The 21,566-nt window shown below is 37.1% G+C and carries 17 protein-coding genes and 1 pseudogene; 14 read left to right on the top strand and 4 right to left on the bottom strand.

Annotated features, from left to right (window positions below; translation table 11 throughout):
* The first annotated feature begins 104 nt into the window (after positions 1-104).
* From I7822_RS06630 to I7822_RS06595, 8 genes are all read left to right on the top strand, one after another.
* Positions 105-1,145: a LacI family DNA-binding transcriptional regulator gene (locus I7822_RS06630; RefSeq protein WP_207976227.1), complete on the top strand. Its 1,041-nt coding sequence runs from the start codon at positions 105-107 to the stop codon at positions 1,143-1,145.
* 240 nt (positions 1,146-1,385) lie between these two features.
* Positions 1,386-2,705 (top strand): ABC transporter substrate-binding protein, encoded by a 1,320-nt coding sequence (locus I7822_RS06625; RefSeq protein ID WP_307847691.1) that lies wholly within the window; start codon positions 1,386-1,388, stop codon positions 2,703-2,705.
* A gap of 69 nt (positions 2,706-2,774) precedes the next feature.
* Positions 2,775-3,683, top strand: coding sequence for a carbohydrate ABC transporter permease (locus tag I7822_RS06620; protein WP_243459300.1), 909 nt, complete (start codon positions 2,775-2,777; stop codon positions 3,681-3,683).
* A gap of 64 nt (positions 3,684-3,747) precedes the next feature.
* The gene (locus I7822_RS06615) at positions 3,748-4,626 is read left to right on the top strand and encodes a carbohydrate ABC transporter permease (protein WP_207976225.1); all 879 of its coding nucleotides are present in this window, start codon (positions 3,748-3,750) and stop codon (positions 4,624-4,626) included.
* A gap of 75 nt (positions 4,627-4,701) precedes the next feature.
* Complete coding sequence (locus I7822_RS06610) at positions 4,702-5,175, top strand: VOC family protein (RefSeq protein ID WP_207976223.1); 474 nt, start codon at positions 4,702-4,704, stop codon at positions 5,173-5,175.
* Positions 5,176-5,189: 14 nt separating this feature from the next.
* Complete coding sequence (locus tag I7822_RS06605; protein WP_207976221.1) at positions 5,190-5,663, top strand: VOC family protein; 474 nt, start codon at positions 5,190-5,192, stop codon at positions 5,661-5,663.
* Positions 5,664-5,685: 22 nt separating this feature from the next.
* On the top strand, positions 5,686-6,387 hold the full coding sequence (locus I7822_RS06600; protein WP_207976219.1) for an SDR family oxidoreductase: 702 nt from the start codon (positions 5,686-5,688) through the stop codon (positions 6,385-6,387).
* Between the two features lie 111 nt (positions 6,388-6,498).
* A complete protein-coding gene (locus tag I7822_RS06595) occupies positions 6,499-7,146 on the top strand; it encodes a ThuA domain-containing protein (protein WP_207976217.1) in 648 nt (215 codons plus the stop codon).
* Between the two features lie 399 nt (positions 7,147-7,545).
* Here the strand turns inward: I7822_RS06595 and I7822_RS06590 are convergent, their stop codons facing one another.
* On the bottom strand, positions 7,546-8,739 hold the full coding sequence (locus I7822_RS06590) for an MFS transporter (RefSeq protein WP_207976346.1): 1,194 nt from the start codon (positions 8,737-8,739) through the stop codon (positions 7,546-7,548).
* Positions 8,740-8,820: 81 nt separating this feature from the next.
* The gene (locus I7822_RS06585) at positions 8,821-9,396 is read right to left on the bottom strand and encodes a TetR/AcrR family transcriptional regulator (protein ID WP_207976215.1); all 576 of its coding nucleotides are present in this window, start codon (positions 9,394-9,396) and stop codon (positions 8,821-8,823) included.
* Between the two features lie 832 nt (positions 9,397-10,228).
* Between I7822_RS06585 and I7822_RS06580 the strand changes: the two genes are divergently transcribed.
* Entirely contained in the window at positions 10,229-10,444 is a 216-nt protein-coding gene (locus tag I7822_RS06580; RefSeq protein WP_207976213.1) for an O-methyltransferase, read from the top strand.
* 508 nt (positions 10,445-10,952) lie between these two features.
* Positions 10,953-11,096 (top strand): hypothetical protein, encoded by a 144-nt coding sequence (locus I7822_RS06575; RefSeq protein WP_207976211.1) that lies wholly within the window; start codon positions 10,953-10,955, stop codon positions 11,094-11,096.
* Positions 11,097-11,751: 655 nt separating this feature from the next.
* Here I7822_RS06575 and I7822_RS06570 read toward each other — a convergent pair.
* Both I7822_RS06570 and I7822_RS06565 read right to left on the bottom strand, forming a co-directional pair.
* Positions 11,752-13,461 (bottom strand): GMC family oxidoreductase N-terminal domain-containing protein, encoded by a 1,710-nt coding sequence (locus tag I7822_RS06570; RefSeq protein ID WP_207976209.1) that lies wholly within the window; start codon positions 13,459-13,461, stop codon positions 11,752-11,754.
* A gap of 3 nt (positions 13,462-13,464) precedes the next feature.
* Entirely contained in the window at positions 13,465-14,211 is a 747-nt protein-coding gene (locus tag I7822_RS06565; protein ID WP_207976207.1) for a hypothetical protein, read from the bottom strand.
* A gap of 545 nt (positions 14,212-14,756) precedes the next feature.
* On the opposite strand from I7822_RS06565, the gene I7822_RS06560 reads away from it, so the two are divergent.
* The 4 genes and pseudogenes from I7822_RS06560 to I7822_RS06545 form a co-directional block, all read left to right on the top strand.
* Positions 14,757-18,200 carry a BadF/BadG/BcrA/BcrD ATPase family protein gene (locus I7822_RS06560; protein WP_207976344.1) on the top strand — a complete coding sequence of 1,148 codons (3,444 nt, stop codon included), beginning with the start codon at positions 14,757-14,759 and terminating at the stop codon, positions 18,198-18,200.
* 23 nt (positions 18,201-18,223) lie between these two features.
* Positions 18,224-19,870 (top strand): 2-hydroxyglutaryl-CoA dehydratase, encoded by a 1,647-nt coding sequence (locus I7822_RS06555; RefSeq protein WP_307847690.1) that lies wholly within the window; start codon positions 18,224-18,226, stop codon positions 19,868-19,870.
* 372 nt (positions 19,871-20,242) lie between these two features.
* A complete protein-coding gene (locus I7822_RS06550) occupies positions 20,243-20,977 on the top strand; it encodes an endonuclease/exonuclease/phosphatase family protein (protein WP_243459299.1) in 735 nt (244 codons plus the stop codon).
* Positions 20,978-21,255: 278 nt separating this feature from the next.
* Positions 21,256-21,483: pseudogene (locus I7822_RS06545) on the top strand (metallophosphoesterase); the annotation flags it as partial.
* Positions 21,484-21,566 lie beyond the last annotated feature (83 nt).

Below are 21,566 nucleotides of genomic sequence, written 5' to 3'. Positions count from 1 at the left end.
CAAAATACTATTAGAAAATTAAAAATATTCATTGACACTAAGTAATTATAGGTTTAGAATAAAACCAATTAATAAACGCGTGTTCACGGAAGAGGGAAGATACATTGAAGAGAAATAAAATGAACAGCACACAAATTGCCCAGCTTGCTGGTGTGTCTAGAAGCACAGTAAGCAGAGTGATCAACAATTATCCGAGTGTTCCGCCAGAAACTAGAGAAAAGGTAATGAAGGTCATCAAAGAACACAATTACTTCCCGGATATGTCTGCGCAAGTTCTCGCTGGGAAAAATATGAGGAATATTGGGCTATTTATCATTGATAAAGGTAGTGTTTCAAGTGACCCAACAAGCAATATGCTGATCGCTAGTGTTATAGAAGCAGCTTCATCTCATGATTATTATGTGTTAACAAATATTATTCGAGATTGTAAATCTCCTAAAAATATTGAACGCGTGAAAACTGTTTTTTACCAAAATAGAATTGATGCCGGTATTTTTATGGGGGCAGATAATCACGAACCTTTCATCGAAGAACTCATTGCAGAAGGTTTTATCATCGGTATTGTTGACCAGGATCTACCTGGGCGTAATGAACCTAATCGAATTGTTTATAGCTTTGACAATGAAAATGGGGCCATGAAAGCCATCGATTATCTAGTTAGTCTAAATCATCAAAGAATTGGAATCATCAATGGTGATATAAAAAGACATGCTGGATCAGCTAGATTAGAAGGCTATCTTAAAGCCATGAAACATCATTGTTTACCCGTTCGAAAAGAATGGATTCTACAATCAGATTTTAGTAGCATGAATGGATATAATTCGATGAACAGTTTCTTAAAAACAAATGTTGAATTACCAACAGCCTTTTTTGCTGCAAATGATAGTATTGCATTTGGTGCAATTCGTGCTCTAAATGAAAAACAAATTCGAGTTCCAGATGATATATCGATTATTGGTATAGATGATCACGTGTTAAGTAGTTTATTTCATCCACCTTTAACGACTTTTAAAGCCAATTTTAGCAAAATGATGCAAAGCTTAACCTTTGATGTGATCAAAACAATTGAACAAACGAATAATAAGGGGATTAAGCTTACAATGGATTCTGAATTGATTATAAGAGAATCTTGTCTTTCTCTTTAATCTCCTTTTTTTTTGCTCTATATTTTTAGAATACTCAGAAATGTATACGTTTACTTAATGTGTTTTAGTCTGCGATGTTAAACATTCGTCAACTATACCCTGAAATAAACGCGCGTTCACGCGTTTATTATAAATCACTTTAATTAAAGGAGGTGTTTAGTAAAAAGGGGATTCTTTAAACCATTAACTTTACTTTTTTTATCCGGGGGAAATTTTTCATTTAAATTAGGGGGTTTTGTAGTGAAGAAAATCGTCTCAATGAGTTTGATTTCGTTCTTAGTCATTATTGTAGTCCTTTCAGGTTGTTCGAGTTCCGATTCCTCATCCTCATCAACATCTAATGAAAACTCCAAAGAATTTACATATTGGTATCCATGGGGTGGAGATTCTGAAAAATGGGATAAAGAAAGAATTGCTGATTATGAAGAAAAAGAAGGAACAAAGATTAATGCAGTATACGTTCCTGATGGTATAACAAATGGAAAGCTTTTATCTGCGATTACTGGGGGGAATCCGCCAGATTTAGTATTAGGAGATGGAAATGACTATCAACTTGCATATAGCCTAGCTTCCCAAGGTGCTTTAGAACCTCTTGATCAGTATTTAGAAAAAGCAGGTTTTGATGAGAATACGGTTCTAGATGGTTTTCGCTCTTTAATGAAACAGCCTGATGGAAAAACATATATTCTTCCACAGGATTCCAACGTCAACCTGCTCTACTATAATGTCGACATGTTTGAGGCTGCTGGATTAGATCCGGAAAATCCGCCAACGACAATTGAAGAACTAGATCAAGCAGCTGAAGCTTTAACGAAATTAAATAATGATGGATCGATTGAAACATTAGGTTTTATTCCTTGGATTGATGCAGGTGAGGATCCATATACATGGCCATGGGCCTTTGGAGCAACTATGTATGACCCAGAAACGAAAAAGGTGTCATTAAATGAGAAATCGATGATTGATGCATTTAAATGGATGGATAGCTATGCCGTGAGATATAATCCCGAGAAAATTAAATCCTTTACATCAGGATTTGGTGGAGCCTTTTCTCCAGATCACCCATTTATGACTGGAAAAGTAGCAATGACTGTTAGTGGGAACTGGTTTGCTAATGCCCTTAAAATCTACTCTCCAGACACCAAATATAAAGTAGCAGCGATTCCTAGCCCTCCAGAGGGAAGAAAAGATTCATCTGTATTTGGAACAAACGTATTTTTTGTTCCAAAAGGGGCAAAAAATCCACAAGCAGCCATAAATTTTGCTTTATTCGGTAACCAAGACAAGGTGCTAGCGGATAACATTAATATTTGGCGATCCATTTCGATTTGGAAGGAAAAATCAGATGCCATTCAATGGGAGAACGACCAAGTTTATGAAACCGTGTTAAAAGTGGCGGAGTCACCAGATTCAGGTCACCCTGCATTAACCTCTGTAGCCAGCGAAATGGGTGATGAACTTACAAGTATTCGTGATAAAGTGATTTATAATCATGAAGACCCATCACAGCTTCTTCAAAAATCTCAGGATAAATTACAAGAAAAGCTAGACAAAAAATAAACCTTTACAACCGGATTTTGCCTTGCGGTAAAATCCGGACCATGAAAAAAGGTAAGGAGGGAGCCTTATATGAAGATGACACTCCCAGTCGAGCAATCAAAACATCAACGAAACATTCTTCCCAATCAAAGGCAAACGACAACACTGAGAAAAGTAAACAAAAATATGAGTAAGCTTTTCGTCTACATGATTTTAATCTTATTTTCATTAGCATTTGTAGTACCATTTCTTTGGCTGATATCTGGTTCGTTAAAAGATAGTTCGGAGCTCTTTGCTAATCCACCCGTTTGGATTCCTGAAGCGCTAAATTGGTCAAATTATAAGGAAGCTTTCTCGGCATTTCCGTTCTTTTTATATTTAAAGAACACACTCATCGTTGTTGTTTTTACATGCATTGGGGCGGTACTTTCTAACTCTTTAATAGCTTACGGTTTTTCGAGAATTGAATGGAAATATCGCGATGGTATTTTCATCATTGTTTTGGCAACATTGATGCTTCCTTTTCAAGTAATTATGATTCCTTTATTTCTCTTATTTAAAGAAATTGGCTGGATTGGAAGCTTCTATCCTTTGATTATTCCGCACTTTTTCGGAAATGCTTTCTTTATTTTCCTATTAAGACAGTTTTTCAAAGGGATACCGAAAGAATTATCCGAAGCAGCGAAAATGGATGGAGCCAGTGAATTTATCGTTTTTTGGAAAGTTATTTTACCATTATCAAAGCCTATATTAGCAACCGTCGTTATCTTTCAATTTATCGAAGCATGGCGAGACTTCCTAGGACCTCTTATCTTCTTAAGTGATAATAGCCATTACACACTATCCTTAGGTGTTCAGCAAATTATGTCACAAAATGATCCAAGGTGGGGCTTACTCATGGCGATCGGTGTGGCCATGACACTACCAATTATTATTATCTTTTTCTTTCTGCAGAGATATTTCATTGAAGGCATCACATTCACAGGCTCGAAAGGATAAAGCCATCGTTTGAATTCCGAAGCAATGATAACTACTCTCTTTAAAAAACAGGGGTGTAATGAATATGAACATACAAAAAAGAAATTTGAGAAATGGTCTGCTTTTCATTTCTCCTTGGATTTTCGGTTTTCTCTGTTTTACAGCTTATCCAATGTTTAGTTCTCTTTACTATTCCTTGACTGAGTATAACTTAATTGCTGAACCTAAATATATTGGATTTGCTAACTATAAGCAGCTTCTATTTGAAGATGAATTGTTTTTTACCGTGCTCGGTAATACCTTATACATGATTTTTGTTGGTTTAACGATCACGACTGTTGTTACGATCTTCATTGCTATTCTATTAAATACAAAGAATATTAAAGGAATTTCCTTTTTTAGAGTTGTTTTCTTCATTCCAACACTTGTTCCTTTTGTCGTCCTGGCTATTTTATGGATTTGGGTATTACAGCCTGATTCTGGTGTCGTAAACTCGATTCTTGGTATTGTTGGAATTGATGGACCTGGATGGTTTTCAAGTCCAACATGGGCAAAGCCGGGATTCATCTTAATGTCAATTTGGATGTCTGGAAATATGATTTTGATTTATTTAGCTGCTTTAGGTGATATCCCTAAATCCTTGTATGAAGCAGCTTCCATTGATGGTGCCAATGTGATTCAAAAAGTCTTTCACATTACATTGCCAGGGCTACGACCCGCGATTCTTTTTAACTCCATTACTGGAATGATCGCGGTTTTTCAATCCTTCGCAGAAGCCTTTATCATCACCGATGGGGGTCCGGACAACTCCACGTTGTTCTATTCTCTCTATCTCTATCGAAATGCTTTTCAGTACTTTGATATGGGGTATGCTTCTGCACAAGCATGGATTCTCTTGATCATTGCCTTACTCATGACAACGGCCTTTTTCAAGCTGTCGAAAAGATGGGGATTTGAAGATTAATATGTTTAATTATGAACGACAATGGATCATCCATTGTAAATATATAATTTACCTTCAAAAAGGAGAGGAAGTATTTTGACTAATAAAACTCAATCTAAAAATGGTGTGTTAGGTACAAATGTTATTGCGCAAATCGGTATTTTAGTTCATGATATCGAAACGGTTTCACAAGCTTATGCAGAATTCTTTGGCGTTGAAAAGCCTAAGTGGAATTGGACAGACACAGTAGATGTTGCCCAAACAGAATTCCAAGGGGCCTCTTCTGAAGCTCGTTCAAAATTAGCCTTTTTCGATATGGGTTCCCTTCAATTGGAATTAATTGAACCTGATCAACATCCTAGCACTTGGAGGAATCATCTCAATGAACATGGCGAAGGACCGCACCATATTGCCTTTATTATCAATGGGATGAAAGAAAAAGTTGCTTTAATGGAAGCAAAAAATATGCCTTTGGTACAAAAAGGGGAATATACAGGTGGACGCTATGCTTATATGGACACCTTCAAAGACTTAAAGATTATGTTAGAGCTTCTTGAAAATGATAAATAGGGGGGGAAGCGTTCATGAATAAAATTGATAACAACAATCTTATTAAAGTAGGATTAGTCGTTAATGACATAAATATTGCTGCTAAAAACTTTTCAGAACTATTTGGTATTGAAATGCCCGAGATCATTTTACCACCTGAAGAGTACACCCCAGATCGAACAGGTGAAACCTATACTGTTTTCCGCGGGGAACAAGTACCGGCGCGGGTGAAAATAGCGAACCTTCAAATGGGACCTGTGACAGTGGAGCTATTAGAGCCACTTAATGAAGTGAGTCCGTATACTGAGTTCAAGCAAAAGCATGGGCAAGGGGTTCAGTTTATTACATTTACAGTGAATGGTTTTGAAGAGCATATTAACTTTGTTGAAGAAAAAGGGATTCCTTTAGTACATAAAGGAGAATACGGAGTTGGTAGGTATTGCTTCTTTAACTCCGTTCCTCAGCTGGGTGTTATGTTAGGTTTACAAGAATTAGGACATAAATCGTAATGAATGAAATGAGGATGTTTATATGAAACTATTAATCACAGGTGCTAATCGTGGTCTAGGTCTTGCGCTTACGATCGAGGCGGTCAAAAGGGGACACACTGTTTTTGCTGGGATCAGAAACCCTGAAAAACAAATGGATCAATTAGCACAACTACGTTCTCTTTTTCTAAATCAGGTTTCTCTTCTATCCCTAGATGTTGCCGAGGAAGCAACCTGTCAAGCAGCTTCAGAAAAGCTAGAAGAGGAAAACATTACTCTCGATGTGATCATTAACAATGCAGGAATTTTAAATGAACGTTCAAAAACAATTGAAGAAATAGATATTACTAAGGTGGAGCAGACGTTTAATATTAACCTTTTTGGACCGATGCGTGTCATTAAACATTTCTTGCCACTACTGTCCAAAGGACCTAATTCATCGATCATTAATATCTCATCTGAAGCAGGAAGCTTTCAAAATGCATACGGAGGGGATTATCCTTACGCACTTTCTAAAGCATCGTTAAACATGTTTTCACAACAACTTAGAAAATATCTAGCAGATGATCAGGTATCTGTATTTGCTGTTCATCCTGGCTGGATCAAAACAGACATGGGTGGAGAGAAAGCCCCGGGTACACCAGAGGAATCAGCAAAAGGGATTATAGATATTATCGAGAAAAAACAGAAAATTACTGGTACCTCTTCGTTTATTAATACACAGGGAGAACCAATGCCACTATAAATCTACTGACCCTCAAACCATTGTTTGGGGGTGAAATATTAATCGAGTCCCAAGGATCCAACCAGAAGGTTACATAGTAGTAGTAAAAATTAGAAACGTGGAGTGATTGATGTGAAAAAAATCGTGGCCCTTTTAGGTGATTACTATCACTCGGAAGAAGGGATTCAAGCTTCCTTAAATCGAGCGTTAACCTTACTAAACGAAAACGAAAAGGTTGAATGTATCGAAATTCAAACGAGCCAGTTAATTGAAGAATTGAAGAAAAAACCAGATGCCGTTATCTTATTTAAAGAGGATCGGGTCAATCCAACCGACGAAAAGGTAGATACTTGGATGACTGATGAGATTGGTGAAACGATTGCTCAGTACGTCGACCAAGGTGGCGGTTGGTTAGGCTGGCATTCAGGACTTGCCTCTTATGCCGACGAGAGTAGCTATACTAAAATGTTAAAAGGCTATTTTGAATACCATCCTGAACTTCATTCTCAAGTAAAATATACAAGTGTAAAAGGAAACGATGTATTTGGACCAGTATCTTTTGAAATAATAGATGAGCATTATTTTGTTAAAATAAATCAAGAGGAAACAAATATCTTTTTAAAATCAGAGTCAGAAGAGGGTCAATCCATCGCAGGATGGTTTCATGACTATGGAAAAGGACGGGTATGCTGTCTTACTCCGGCCCATAATAAAGAAGGGCTTTTAGATCCTCGCTTTACTGAACTGCTTTCGAAGACGATTAAGTGGGTGAGTAGCTAAGTAGGGATAATGTTCGGGGCCATATGCGATTAAAAATGATCAAATATTTACTTGATCCAATTTTACCAGCATACCTATTAAATAACTTGAAAATTTTTATTAAGGATAAGTTAAATGATTATCCATTTGAATATAATAGTAAACACTTACTTTTTAAAATATAAAGGGGAGGAAAGTAAGTTGACACTTAGCTTTTATTTATCCTTCATAACATTGGTGCAAACTTATTTGAACATAAAATAAGGCAGCTGTTATTTTGCTGCCTTTTCTACAATCAAAATCAGCTTTAAACTTTTATACAAGTTCAAAAAACAAACAGTAGTTCCATATCTAATGATTGTGAGATTGCATGTTTAAAAATCGTCTGCTGAATACATCTTTATAATTTAATATCAACAATTAGGTGTTTAATAGTTTTAATTTATTATTTTGTTTCACATGGACAATTAAGGCGATTATTGGTAAAGCTGTTCCAATGAGTAAAGTTATTACAATATTAAATTTATAGTAAGTATAACTTCCAATCCATGAACCAAAGGCTCCCCCTAAAAAGAAAATAGTCATATATAAACCATTAAGTCTGTTTCTTATCTCGGGATTCAAACCAAAGATAACTTTTTGGCCTAATAATAAATTTCCTGATACACCGATATCAATGCTAATGCCGGAGATAAGGATTAAAATTACACTAAATAGTGAATGATCTTGAACAAAAAATAATAGTAAGATAGATAATAGTACGAGAACCATTGATACATTAGTCATTATAAAAATATAACCTTTATCTGCTATTTTACCAATAGTAGGAGTTAATAAAGCTCCAGCTATTGCAGCAAAGCCAATTAATGCAATTTCATTATTTGAAAAATGTAATGGCTCAGACCTTAATAAAATTGGGATAACTGTCCAATAAAGACTAAATGTTGCAAATAAACATGCGTGATAAAAAGCTCTTTGTTGTAAAGGAGATGTATTTATTAATAGCTTCACCATAGAAGCTATTAAATTTGGATATGACATGTTACTAGTCGATACTACTTCATAGTTGGGCAAAAACTTTATACTTAACAGTAATACGGCAACAAGCGTTATTAATGAAAAAAGAAATACCATTCTCCAGCCGAACCAGTCAGCTATTCCGATAGATAATGGGCGAGCAATCATAATCCCAATCAATAAACCACTCATCACTTTACCCACATATTTACCTGTCTCTTCAATGGGTACAATCCTCATTGTTAATGGAACTAACATTTGAGCCGCACAGGCTCCCATGCCAATCATGGTTGTGAATATTAAAAAAACAATTCCATTTGTCGAAATAAGCGTACCAATTAATGCAATAATAGTTAGCCCGATAAGGATTCCTATTATTTTTTTACTTTTAAATAAGTCAGCCATTGGTACGATAAAAAATAATCCTAATCCATACCCAATTTGTGTCAAGGTTGTGAGCAATCCAGATAAATCAGAAGAAATGTTAAGATCTTTTGCAATGAATTGTACGATTGGTTGTGAATAATAAATATTAGCAGCAAGGGATCCACAACTAATTGCCAATATAAATATTAGAAAATTTGTTTTTTTAGTCATCATAATCATTCCTTTTGTTTATTTTTATTATTATTTTGATTATTTCGGAACGTCCGTTCCAAAATAATCAAAAAAGAAAGACTATAGGTCCCCAATAGTCTTGTCCACTAATTTATAAGCTAGATTTTCCTCCTTTTTATATCTAGACATTAAACTAATGCTATGATTTAAGCTTAGTAAAGAATATGCAACTAATTCAGGGTCGGCCTCTTGTGAAATTTCTCCTTTCCTTTGTCCTTCATCTATGACTTGCTTAAAAACTTTTTCAAGTTCATTAAAATACTCTAGAAGAATTTCTTCTATTGAAGGATCAATATGTCCAATAAGCAGTGAAGAATTAGTTATAATACAACTTTTTGGAATGTCATCTGAATAGCATTCTTCAATATGTTTATAAAAAAAGGATTTAAGTGATTCTTTAGCGTTTATACCACTAAAAAGTAAATTTCTCTTTCGATAGCGGTAGTTTTTATAATGCTCTAAAACTATTTTAAATAATGCATCTTTATCTCCAAAACTATCGTAAAGAGTAGAGCGACTTATTCCCATCGTTTCAATAAGTTCAGAGATATATGTAGCGTCATATCCTTTCTCCCAAAATAAATACATAGCTTTATTTAAAGCATGTTCTTTGTTAAAACTGATATTTCTTCCCAAATTACAACACCTCCATTTACAAAATTTATTATAACTATTCTGGAACGATGAGTCCAGAAAAATATTTCCATTTTCTACATTTTAGGGAAAATTGGAGTGTTTGTTATTCTATCTTTTGTGAATTCTGGGGTACTCTACGTTATTTTGGTAATTTCTATTGCAGATAATCTTCAACAATAGGGCGCGCGCGACAAGTTCTGTAATAAACACTTAAGATGTGAAAATAACGGAGGATGGGAATGATGGAACCATGTTTTTTGAATCCCGTCAATACTTGCATTATGTATGACAGTCCATAGTGTGTGAAGGACAGGTAGATTCGGCAGAACAAAGGATGAAGCCCATTCTAAGATAGAAAAGGTATGCCAGCGGATATGCCGCATGGCTTAAAAACTAGATAAGGTGAGAATCGTTCTTTGAGATAGGAACTGACGAACTTCCGAAGGTAAGGGGTAAAGATTGAACATAGGTAAACCTATGACCCATCGGTCGATGGGGAGAGTGGTGTAGTGTAAAACTGCACATTATGAAACAATGGCGGTATCCAGATCTCAGGCTTAAAAAAACATCTACGTCTAGTAAGGAAAGCTATGTTGTAAGGTACTTGGAAAGTTAGGAACGTTGAAACGCTGTCACTAAAAACGGATGTTATAAGGTCAAGCTGAAAAGCATTCATCCTTGAGAGAGTAGGGATTTGACGGAAGAACCTCCTGTAATGGGAGTAGAGGAATAGTCCCAAGTCTAGCGAATTGAACGATTATATTCCTAACGTAAATGGCACCGATCGGGTAGGGATGTGGGAACATTCACTTCTACAAGGAGGGATGCCACAGTGCCAACGCTACGATCCTTGGTATTATTGGGTTTTAGACGTTTTTTTATAACCAGTACTCACAATAAGAAAAATTATCCGAACTACCTAGATCTTTCATTACGTTTAGCCAATCTTAGTGTACTGATTGTTGTGGATAATGTGTTACAAGGTGGACGTGTATATGACAGCTTTCATGTTGAAGAATCAAGTCACTCGCTTCACTTTGCTCCATGATAAAAAAAAGGTCAACAATTAGAAACTTTGGTTCTATTAATCTTTACAAATGTAAGCGTTTCCAGTTATAATATTAATGGAGTGGATGGCACGCGTGCCGTCATAGTATTTGGCGTAGGTGGGGCCGATACAAAGGGTAGTTCAATATTTTTTATTATATGTCATTCTTCTCTTATGAGATGTTTTAATTGATTAAATTGCTACAATTTTACATTTAGAACATTAAACTAATATTTACATTGTCATATAATTAGTTGAGAGAGAAAAGATTTGGGGAATTGATTTCCTATGGAAAAGACTTTACTTATATAACAAAACAACTTGAGATAAAAAGACAACAGAATAGAGAATTGTTTTTAAGTTTCATCTATACACAAAACAAATGTTTTCATTAGAGGATATGACTTTTTTAATTTTGTAAAACTAGCATTTTTATGAAATTGTAAGTCTTCTTTAGGAGATGAAAATGTTGATTTTTCAACGAATTATGTGTAAAGGAGGTTTTTACATGAATGAAACAATTGAAAAAACAGCACAATCGAATTTAAAATTTTGCCCTCAATGTGATAAAAATAGACCATATGTAATAATTTATGTAACAGGCTCTATTCGTTGCGCTAATTGCGACTATTATCATCTAAAGCAATACTAATAAAAAAGATGTACATATAAAAGCGACAGCTGGGTTTAAATAGTGTATACAGGTTTTTGAATTAATTAAATTTTGGACAATTGAGAAATCGATCAGTCGTTACAGGTTTGAGATAAAGGAAAATTCCACTTATTAGCAGAGGAATTATTATTTATTTCTTAAAATTGTTTGTATTAGAGTGATTTTAAGATAAAAAATGGATAAAATGATAGGGAAGAGGTAAACACTTCTTCTTTTTTAATTTGGTTTAGATTATCCATTAATTCCATGATCAAATGTTTAATTTCTAACTTCTCAATGGGAAAATAAAATATTAATAAATTAAAAATGTTTTAATATTCATTTTATGTAGCATTCTTTGACGAAAAGAATGTTTTTTTACTGTCTAGGAAATTATAAAATTCTTGTACTGTGAATAAGCGCTTAGCATCCAGCTCCAGCGCCTAGCCCCTCTTGGGTCTAAGCCACTTAAGAATTGAAGGTAAAGAACACCTTCTATTCTTAAGCGTCTTATTTGCCCGAGGCTGTTCAAGGCGCTTGCGCTTTTGTTCTTGCCATGAAGATTTATCTATATGTTAGAAAAAGACACTTTTCGATAAAAGTGCCTTTTTCTTCTATAGGAAATGAAAAATCTAGTGTATAGATCTCAAAAGGTTCAACTAAAATATAAATTTGCTAATTTTTCAGCTGTTCGTGTAGCTAACGCTTGAGTGGTCAACGTAGGATTGGGTCCTCCAATCCCATTAAAATGAACGCTATTGTCAGCGATAAAAAGCCGTTTAACTTGATAAGCTTCACAATTACTATCCACGACAAAACCCATGCGCATCGTAGATTCAATATGGGCAAATAAGTGAGATGGCCAATCTGTGCGAATAATCTTCTTTGCCCCACCTTTGTGCAAAATATCGGCAGCAATTTTCACTAACTTGTTTCTCTTTTGTTTATCTTCCTTACTAGCTGTATACCGTACTACCGGAATTGGTCCATGTTCATCTTTTACAAAAGGATCAATGGTTACACCATTCCTTTTATGGGGCTGATCATCAGCAAGGACCAATATGCTATATGTATTTTTGTAATTGTACATCCATTCTTTTAACTCATTTCCTACTACTCGTCCTTGTAAATCCCAAGGTTCTGAAGAAGATGCATTCTGTGTAAAATGATAGCCACTTTCGGTAAACCCAAAGGTTAAAGAGGCAAATAATCCTGGGCTGACTCCAGATGGTTGGATACATCCTAATCCCGGATAATCTAATCGTCCACCTGATGTAGGGCCAACAAATGGATTCACGTTGGGTTGTCCTAATATACCCATAAGATCTTTTTCTTCAAATACTCCTGTTACCCAATCCCAATAATGGTGTGTTAATCCCCGTCCAACCCACGAATTCTGTGGTAATTCAGAGTTTAGCCAGAGTCTTGGGCTTTCTATACAACCTGCTGCCATAACAATCACTTTCGCATATAATTCTCCAGACTCACCTGTCCAAGTATCTCTATACTCAACTCCAGTTGCATGAAGTCCTTCTTTCGGATGATTTTCCGTTAAAATCTTGGTTGTATATGTATTAGGTCGAACTTCTACATTTTTGGTTTTTAAGGCAAGAGGAATATAACTTATGTTGGTCGGGCGTTTAGCCACTTTATCAACCGATGGTCCATGTGGACAACCATTAATACAATGACCGCAAAGCGTACATCCCTCCAATTTTGATACTTCTTCCAAACTGGTCTCGGAATCCATCAGCCGTTCATTTGGGTGTAGGATTGCATTTGGATTAGGACGGTAGCCAGGAGAAGTTGGATTTAAAGTATTCAGCATTGACCAACCGGCTTTTTTTGCTCCGTAATAAAACAATTCCTCTTTTGCAGTGGTAGGGGCAGGGCGAACGGGCAATATATCTTCTACCTTTTCATAATAGGGGATCAACTCCCGGTAAGAAATTGGCCAGACATCATCAATTGCCATTGAATAAGCTCGTGGTGAGTTTGCCCAGTAATGTTGTGTTGTCCCACCTACGCCAGTGGCTTGCCAAATAAGCCCATTTTTAGGGACATTCCGGTACCACGGTGGACGTCGGCGATCAGCAGGTCCCCATCGTAAACGACCAAATTCATAAGAATTCATCGTATGTTCATTCTTTGTATATTGTTGCCGTAAGAGGTTAATATCCAAGTCTGCTTCACTGGAACTACTAACAGATCCACGTTCTCGATTAGGATTGTCCCATTTTTTATTCCCATACCAAGGACCTGCTTCAAGGATAATGACTTTGATCCCTAATTCCCCCAACTCCTTGGCTGCAACTGCCCCACCTCCACCAGCACCAATAATGATTACGTCCGCATCTAAACTCATTGTTCATTTCCCTTCTTCTGAAAATTTATCAACTAAAAATCCTCGAACTGCCCGGTAGCCAAATGATGGACCGGGATAATCCAGTCTTTCCCACAAAAATCGTTGTCTTTCCTGACGGTGATCCTCTGGGTAAGCTAATCGTGTTGATCCAAGCGAAAACCATTCTGAATAATAGCCAAACATAACCATTTGATGGAGGGAAGTTACGACATTCTTAACCAAACCAGCATTGTTTTGAAATGGAGAGGGGAGGACTTCCATATCAACTTGAAGGTTATCTAATAAACTGATCGCTTCAAACCGATCCTCAGGGGAAAGAGCTGCAAATGGGCCTCCATCCGGATAAGTAGAAAAATCAGGAGGTATTTTCATTTTTCCGGTAACAATCAGTTGATAAGCTGATATATCAAGTATTTTCGCAGTTTGAGAAGATAACTGGCCATTTTTTACTCCCCATTCTCCTTGGATAGATACATAATGATCTAATGTCCAAACAATATAATCGTCTAATCGTAAATCCAATGCCCCTAAGGTTGAGGGAATTACTGCATCCGCAAAAGCCATAAATGTAGCTTTTGTATGAGGAATGCTTACAGTTTCGCTCATTTGGAACGGTAAATTGATCGCTTTGGATACAGATGAGGAGGATTGTTCTGGAGAAACCAGGTTAGTCATCATATTTTTTATTTGTTCAAAAAAATGTCCTCCATGTGGTTGATTGGATTGGGAATCTCCATCTAATTTATCCATAATGATACTTTCCTCCTATAACTAAAGGTGATTTTTAAAAATAAATTCTAATTATTGTTGGATTTTTTCGAAGTATCTTTATTACTATTTCTTTATTTTGCTATTTTTAGACATTGTAACTATAAATGTGTTTCTGCTTATAATTTGGAATAATCAAGAGGAAGTTTCTCGTTAGATATACTTTAAAAAGGAAACTTTTAAACCAAAAAAGAAATACTCTGAATCTACAAATGATTAAAATAAACTGGAATCGATCCCTAGGGAGGCGGCCACTGTAATTCATACTTTACCTTCCATTTTGGTTTCTTTAAAGATGGTATAGAACAAATTGGGATTCTAGTTAAGTAGAACTTTGATATTGGTATATTATATAAAGTTGCAAAATAATCCAAATGATCTGAAGCAGTAAAATATCCATGAACTTTCATATTTATTGGTAATAATATCTAGAATTATGGAAAATATAAGGTCAGTGTAAAATTTGTCAGTATACTATTTAAACTAAAAACTGTATATATGTGAGGTAAGCTAAAGTGGAAAATATTATGATTGGGATTGATGTTGGATCCACCACAGTTAAAGCAACCGTAGTAGATCCGAATACGAAAGAGATTCTTTGGTCGGATTATCAGCGCCACAATACGAAACAGGCTGAAAATGTGTTGGAATTTTTGGTTCGTATCGGAAATGAATTTTTTGAAATACCGAAAGAAAAGATTCGAGTGTTTATTACGGGATCCGGTGGCGGTCCAATTGCCGAGCATATTGGTGCCAAGTTTGTTCAGGAAGTGAATGCTGTTACGATGTCAGTTGAACAATTGCATCCTGATGTAGGTAGTGTGATTGAACTCGGAGGACAAGATGCGAAGATCATTATTTTTAAAGAAAACGCGGAGACAGGTGATAAGCAGGCCATTACTTCTATGAATGACAAATGTGCCTCAGGTACTGGTGCTACGATTGATAAGTGCATCATTAAGGTAGGTATGCCGGAAGCAGAAGTAGCCAAGCTCGCTTTTGATGACACCAAACTGCATCATGTTGCAGCAAAATGCGGTGTTTTTGCAGAAACGGATATCGTGAACCTCGTGAAAAGCAGTATTCCTTCTTCAGAAGTCATGTGTTCTTTGGCGGATGCTATTGTTATGCAGAACCTTTCTGTACTGACCCGTGGAAATACATTGCGGCATAAGGTTCTCTTGTTGGGCGGGCCTAATACATACTTGCCTTTTCTTCAGCAATGTTGGCGCAAGCGAATTCCTGAATCGTGGGAACAGCGAGGATACAACTATCCGAAAGATATACCGATTGACGAACTAATTTTTGTTCCGGAAAATTCCCAGTACTATGCTGCATATGGTGCTGTTATTTATGGACTTCATGAACCGAATGAAGTTGGCCGTTACAAAGGGTTAGAAGAATTGAAGCAATTTATTACCCATGGCCGAAAGGCAAAGCTAGGTGAAAAAGCAGGTGCTCCATTAGTAAAAAGCGTAGAGGAATTAGACGAATTTCGCCGTCAGTACAGTATCCCGAAATTTGAGCCAGCTTCCTTTGAACCGGGACAAACAGTTAAGGCAGTAATTGGTCTTGACGGAGGTTCCACTTCATCAAAGGCCGTGGTGGTTGATGAAAATGGAACGATTCTCCTTAAGGAATATCAGCTTTCTAAAGGGAATCCAATTCAAGATACGAAGGAGCTTCTTGGGCGTATTTATGAAAAAGTACAAGCATCTGGTGCCAGACTTGAAATTATCGGCTTTGGGGCGACTGGATATGCTGCAGATGTCTTAGAAAAGACATTAAAAGCGGATGTCAATATTGTGGAAACAGTTGCACATATGATGAGTGCCGTCCATTTTTTCGAGGACATTGACGTTATTTGCGACATTGGCGGTCAAGACATAAAAGTCCTTTTTCTGAAAAATGGGGATATCCGCAACTTCCGCTTGTCAAACCAATGCTCAGCTGGAAACGGAATGCTGTTGCAGGCGATGGCTGACCAATTTGGAATCCCTGTTCAAGAGTATGCTGAAACCGCATTTAAAGCTGATCTGAGTCCGAAATTCTCTTATGGCTGTGCGGTATTTCTTGATTCTGACCGGGTAAATTTCCAGAAGGAAGGCTATGCAAAGGAGGAGTTGTTGGCTGGACTGGCCTTAGTGCTGCCGAAAAATGTATGGCAGTATGTGGTGCAAATTCCTCGCATGGCGGAACTTGGCCGCAAGTTTGTGTTGCAAGGAGGGACACAGCATAATTTGGCTGCTGTGAAAGCGCAAGTTGACTATATTAAAGAGCGGGTTCCGGATGCTCAAGTTTATGTCCATCCGCATACGGGTGAAGCCGGAGCAATTGGAGCTGCCATGGAAACCCTTCGTGTAGTAAAGCGACGGGGATACTCAACTTTTCTTGGGCTTGATGCAGCGATCGGCTTAAGTTACTTATCCCGCAATGATGAATCAACTCGCTGCAACTTTTGTCCGAATAACTGTAGCCGTACTTTTATCGATACTACTGCACCTGATGGAGAAACAGCTCGCTATATCTCAGGTTTTAGCTGTGAAAAGGGAACGGTGGAAAACAAAGAAGCGATGATTCAGTTGACTCAAGACCGCAACAAGCTGAAAAAACAATACCCTAACCTGGTAGATTATGAATCCCGGCGAATGTATAAACATTTCTACGATCCCGATCCCATGCCTGAGTCAGATCAAACGATTGAGGATGTCAAAATCAAAACTGCTTTGCTAAGTTTTGGGAAACGAAAAAGCAAATTTATTCGTCCGTTCGAACGTTCTTCTATAGAGGCGATGGAACGGCGGAAACAGCTGCGTATCGGCATCCCAAAAGTATTGAATATTTGGTCTACAGCCCCTTTTTGGCGAACTTATTTTGAAACGCTGGGCATCGACCAAAAGAATATCGTATTCAGTGACGATACGAGTGAGGAAATGTGGCAGGAGGGTGGAAAGTATGGTTCCATCGATCCTTGTTACCCGTCAAAAGTAGCACAAGCTCATATTCATAATTTATTGTTCAAACATCATTCAGAACGCAAAGCTTTAAATGCGATCGTGTTCCCATGCATTACCCATATTCCGACTCATCTGCAGAATGTGGTGGATTCCACCAGCTGTCCGATTGTTGCCGGGGCTCCGAATGTCATTAAAGCAGCTTTTACAAAAGAAACAGACTTTTTCAAGGAAAGAGGGATCACTTATTTTGATCCGGCGGTGACGTTTACAGAACAGAATATGCTGAAAAAACAATTATATGAGGCGTTTACTGATTTTTTACAAATAACAGAAGACGAAAGTAATTTTGCGTCAGATGAAGCATGGAAGGCTTTGGAGCTTTTTGATCATGAAATGCAGGAAAAAGGAAGGATGATCCTTGAGCAAGTCGAAGAGGAAAATCGCATTGCCATTCTTATGATCGGACGTCCATATCATTCGGATCCAGGACTTAACCATAGTGTATTGGATGAGTTTCAGGTGTTAGGCTATCCGATTCTATCGATGCGCTCGATTCCGAAAGATGAAGCTTGGCTGCGTCGCTTTTTCAAAGGTGATTTAGAAAGTGGGAGAGTGGATCATGCTTTGGAAGTGACCGATGTTTGGCCGGAAAATTTTAGTTCAAATAGTGTTCAGAAGGTTTGGGCTGCTAAGTTTGCAGCTAGGCATCAAAATGTGGCGGTATTGGATCTTTCAAACTTTAAATGCGGCCATGATGCCCCTACCTATGGGCTGATTGACTCAATTATTTCTACAGCCGGAACTCCTTATTCTGCTCTTCATGATATTGATGCTAATAAGCCGAGCGGTTCCATTAAGATCCGAGTCAAAACCTATGCCCATAGTCTAGGACTGCATGAGGAGCGGCTTCAGGATTTAGCGCAGAGGAAGATGGAATTACAGCAACTTATCGAACAAAAGCGCCGTGAATTACTAAGTCAACCGAACCAAGAGAAAAAAGCGATATCTGAATAATACAACAAGGAGCTGATTTGAAAGTGCGTACAACAAAAGAACGCGATGTTGTCAAGGATAGCCAACAGCCGAATTATCTTCGTAACTTTGAGGAAGAATTAAACCGGTATCAGGTTGAACAAGAAGCAGAATTGGGACTACAATCAAAAGCACAATGGTTTGATCCGGTTCCCCGCCAATTTTTTGCAAAGGACAAAGATTCCACAACCATTCTTTTCGGCGGCCTTACTATGGCCCATGACTACTTAATGGAGGGAGCGCTCCAAGGATTGGGATATACTGTAAAACAAATGGATTGCCCTGATACGGAGTCTCTCCGCTTTGGTAAGGAATTTGGAAATCGCGGCCAATGTAATCCAACGTATTTTACTGTAGGGAATTTAATCAAATATCTTACTTATCTTCGCGATGTTGAAGGCAAATCAAAGGAAGAAATTGTGAGCAAGTATCTTTTCATTACGAGCGGTTCCTGCGGACCTTGTCGTTTTGGTACCTATGTAACTGAGTATCGGAAGGCACTCAGAGATGCCGGATTTGATGGGTTTCGAGTGTTGCTCTTTCAGCAGCAGAGTGGCTTAAAACAGGCAACAGGTGAAGAGTCCGCGCTCAAATTAGATAGTTCATTTTTCCTTACATTTTTAAAGGCTGTGTTGATCGGAGATATTTTGAATGCACTAGGTTATCGCATCCGTCCTTATGAAGTAGAAGAGGGATCCACCAATGCTGCACTTGAACGCTGCAAGCAGCACTTATACAAAGCTTTCTGCGAGCGTAAGCAACTTATACCAGCTTTATACCGATGTCGAAAAGAACTGCAAATGGTAAAAGTCGACAGAACCAGAGTAAAGCCAAAAGTAAGCATTATCGGGGAGTTCTGGGCGATGACAACAGAAGGAGAAGGAAACTATCAGCTGCAAAAGTTTTTGGAAAGTGAGGGCGCTGAAGTAGAAGTGCAGTCTGTTACGGCATGGATCTTATTTTTGATTTGGGAAGGGCAATATGATACTCGTAAACGGATGAATTTGCGTGAAGCAGATTCCGGCAGTAAGGGTTTAAAAGGAAAAAATCCTTTAAAACGACTACTAGTCTTAGGATTAGCAGATCGTACCGTCCGTGGGATGTTCCATGCTTATGCCAAAGCGATCGGTCTGCGCGGATATCACTTACCTGATATGGATGAAATAGCTGGGGTGGCCAACAAACATTATAACAATCACTTAAGGGGTGGTGAAGGACATATGGAAGTTGGCAAGCTTATCCTTAATGTAAAGAAACGGAAAGTAAATATGACCATTTCTGTAAAGCCATTCGGATGCATGCCTTCATCCGGTGTTTCCGACGGTGTTCAGTCACTCATTACTGAGATTCACCCTGAAGCGATTTTTCTTCCTATTGAAACGACGGGAGATGGGGCAATTAATGTTTATAGCAGAATACAAATGATGTTGTTTAAGGCTAAACAGGCTGCACAAAAAGAATTTGATGAAGCTTTAACCAAAAAGGGCGTATCCATAGAACAGCTTCAGAAAAATAGTTTCTGCAGTTCGCATTTAACGGAACCTTTGAAGGTAAGCAAACATTCTGTTGCTTGTACATCAGCAAATGTTGTTAATCATTTTAGCGGGATTCCAAACAAGTTTTTTATTCGTAATAAAGTAAAAGAAGCATAATAGTATTGGGGAAAATAGGATAGTAGGACACGTTAACATTTTGACGTTTATCTATACTAAGGAAAAAAAGCTTGTGATAAGGGTTTTTATTTGAAGACATGTAAACATCGTCTTCACCTTAACAACGAATTCTTTATTGCCTTCAAGGCAACTAAAACACCTTAAGGCTTTCTCAAGTGGTTTTGTACGCTAAACAAATTCAACCTAAAAAGTCGATTTTATACATAGGGAATCGACTTTTTAAGTGTCTTGTTCACGAACTTCACTTAACCGAAATCCCTGAAAGATGATATTTAATATTGGAACTTTGATTAACTTATTTTTATAACATACCTCTTTAGTTTTAACAACCTTAATAGAGGGGGAAGTCTCTTGGAAATTAAAGTTATGACGTTTAACATTCATCATGGTAAAGGAATCGATAATCAAGTAGATCTTCAAAGAATAGCTCAAGTAATTAAAGATAGTGATGCTGATATCATCGGTCTAAATGAGGTTGATAAGCATTTTTCTAAGCGCAGTCACTATAAAAATCAGATTGGTTGGCTTGCAAAACAATTAAATTTTGAGCATACTTTCAGTCCGTCTCTCTCTCTGAAGTCTAAAAATTCTGGCAACTTCATGCGGCAATATGGGAATGCACTTTTGTCTCGATACCCAATCGTAACAAAAAAGAGCCATTCTTTTAATTATATAACCGGATTAGTTGAAGGAAGGTCGTTACTTGACGCAACAATTCAAATAAATGAACAGTTATATCAAATCATGGTCACTCATTTAAGTCTAAGTCCTTATCTTCATAGGAAGCAAACAGAATATATTTTAAATCAACTTCATAAGTATCCGCATCCCACGATTATCATGGGTGATTGGAATATGAAGCCTGGATCAAGGCAATGGAGAAAATTAACTGAAAAGGTTCAAGATACTTGGCAGACTGTTGGTATAGGAACAGGCCAGACTTATCCATCCATTCGCCCTAGGGCAAGGCTAGATTATATATTTGTCAGTCCCGAATTACAGGCTGTTAAAGCAGAAGTGATCATAAAATCAGCAAAAGCTTCTGATCATTTGCCTTTAAAAGTAACAATAACTTGCCATAAATAAAGATAATAATACCCTCTTTTAGAGTTTTGCTAAATATGTGATGTGATTTTTTTAAATCTCCCCTAAACATTCCTCTATAAAATATCATTACAAAAAAACAATTCACTTACCTCTATTTTCCCAGATATATATCTAAATAAAATTGACAAAATATAATTGGAAATTAAGGAGGTAAGCAAAATGCGTAGTTATTTTCTTTCATTTTGGAATGTTCTCGATCCTTTATATTACTTATTAACAAGATTGGAATACATTGATCGTCACTCAAGCGTTTTCCGGAAGATTTCCAGTTTGATTATCTTTTATCAGGACATTTCCATGGTGGACAAATTCATTGGCCTAAACCATATCATTTAATCAAAATGGGAAAATTGGTTCAAATGAAGATAGTAAAAGGGTTACACTATCACAATGGTAAACCATTCATTATTGAAGGCTTAGGTCAGACAGGTGTAAATATTCGAATTGGTAGTCGTCCTGAAATTACCTTACATCAAATATCGTGAATTTAACCCCACTTTACACTAGGTAAGAGTGGGGTACTTAGTATAATTAGTTGGTTCTTAATCGTTATCTTCAAATATCGACA

This window comes from Metabacillus bambusae (genome assembly GCF_017497975.1).
Taxonomy (GTDB): Bacteria; Bacillota; Bacilli; order Bacillales; family Bacillaceae; genus Metabacillus; species Metabacillus bambusae.
This window is presented reverse-complemented; position numbering and strand designations above follow the sequence as displayed.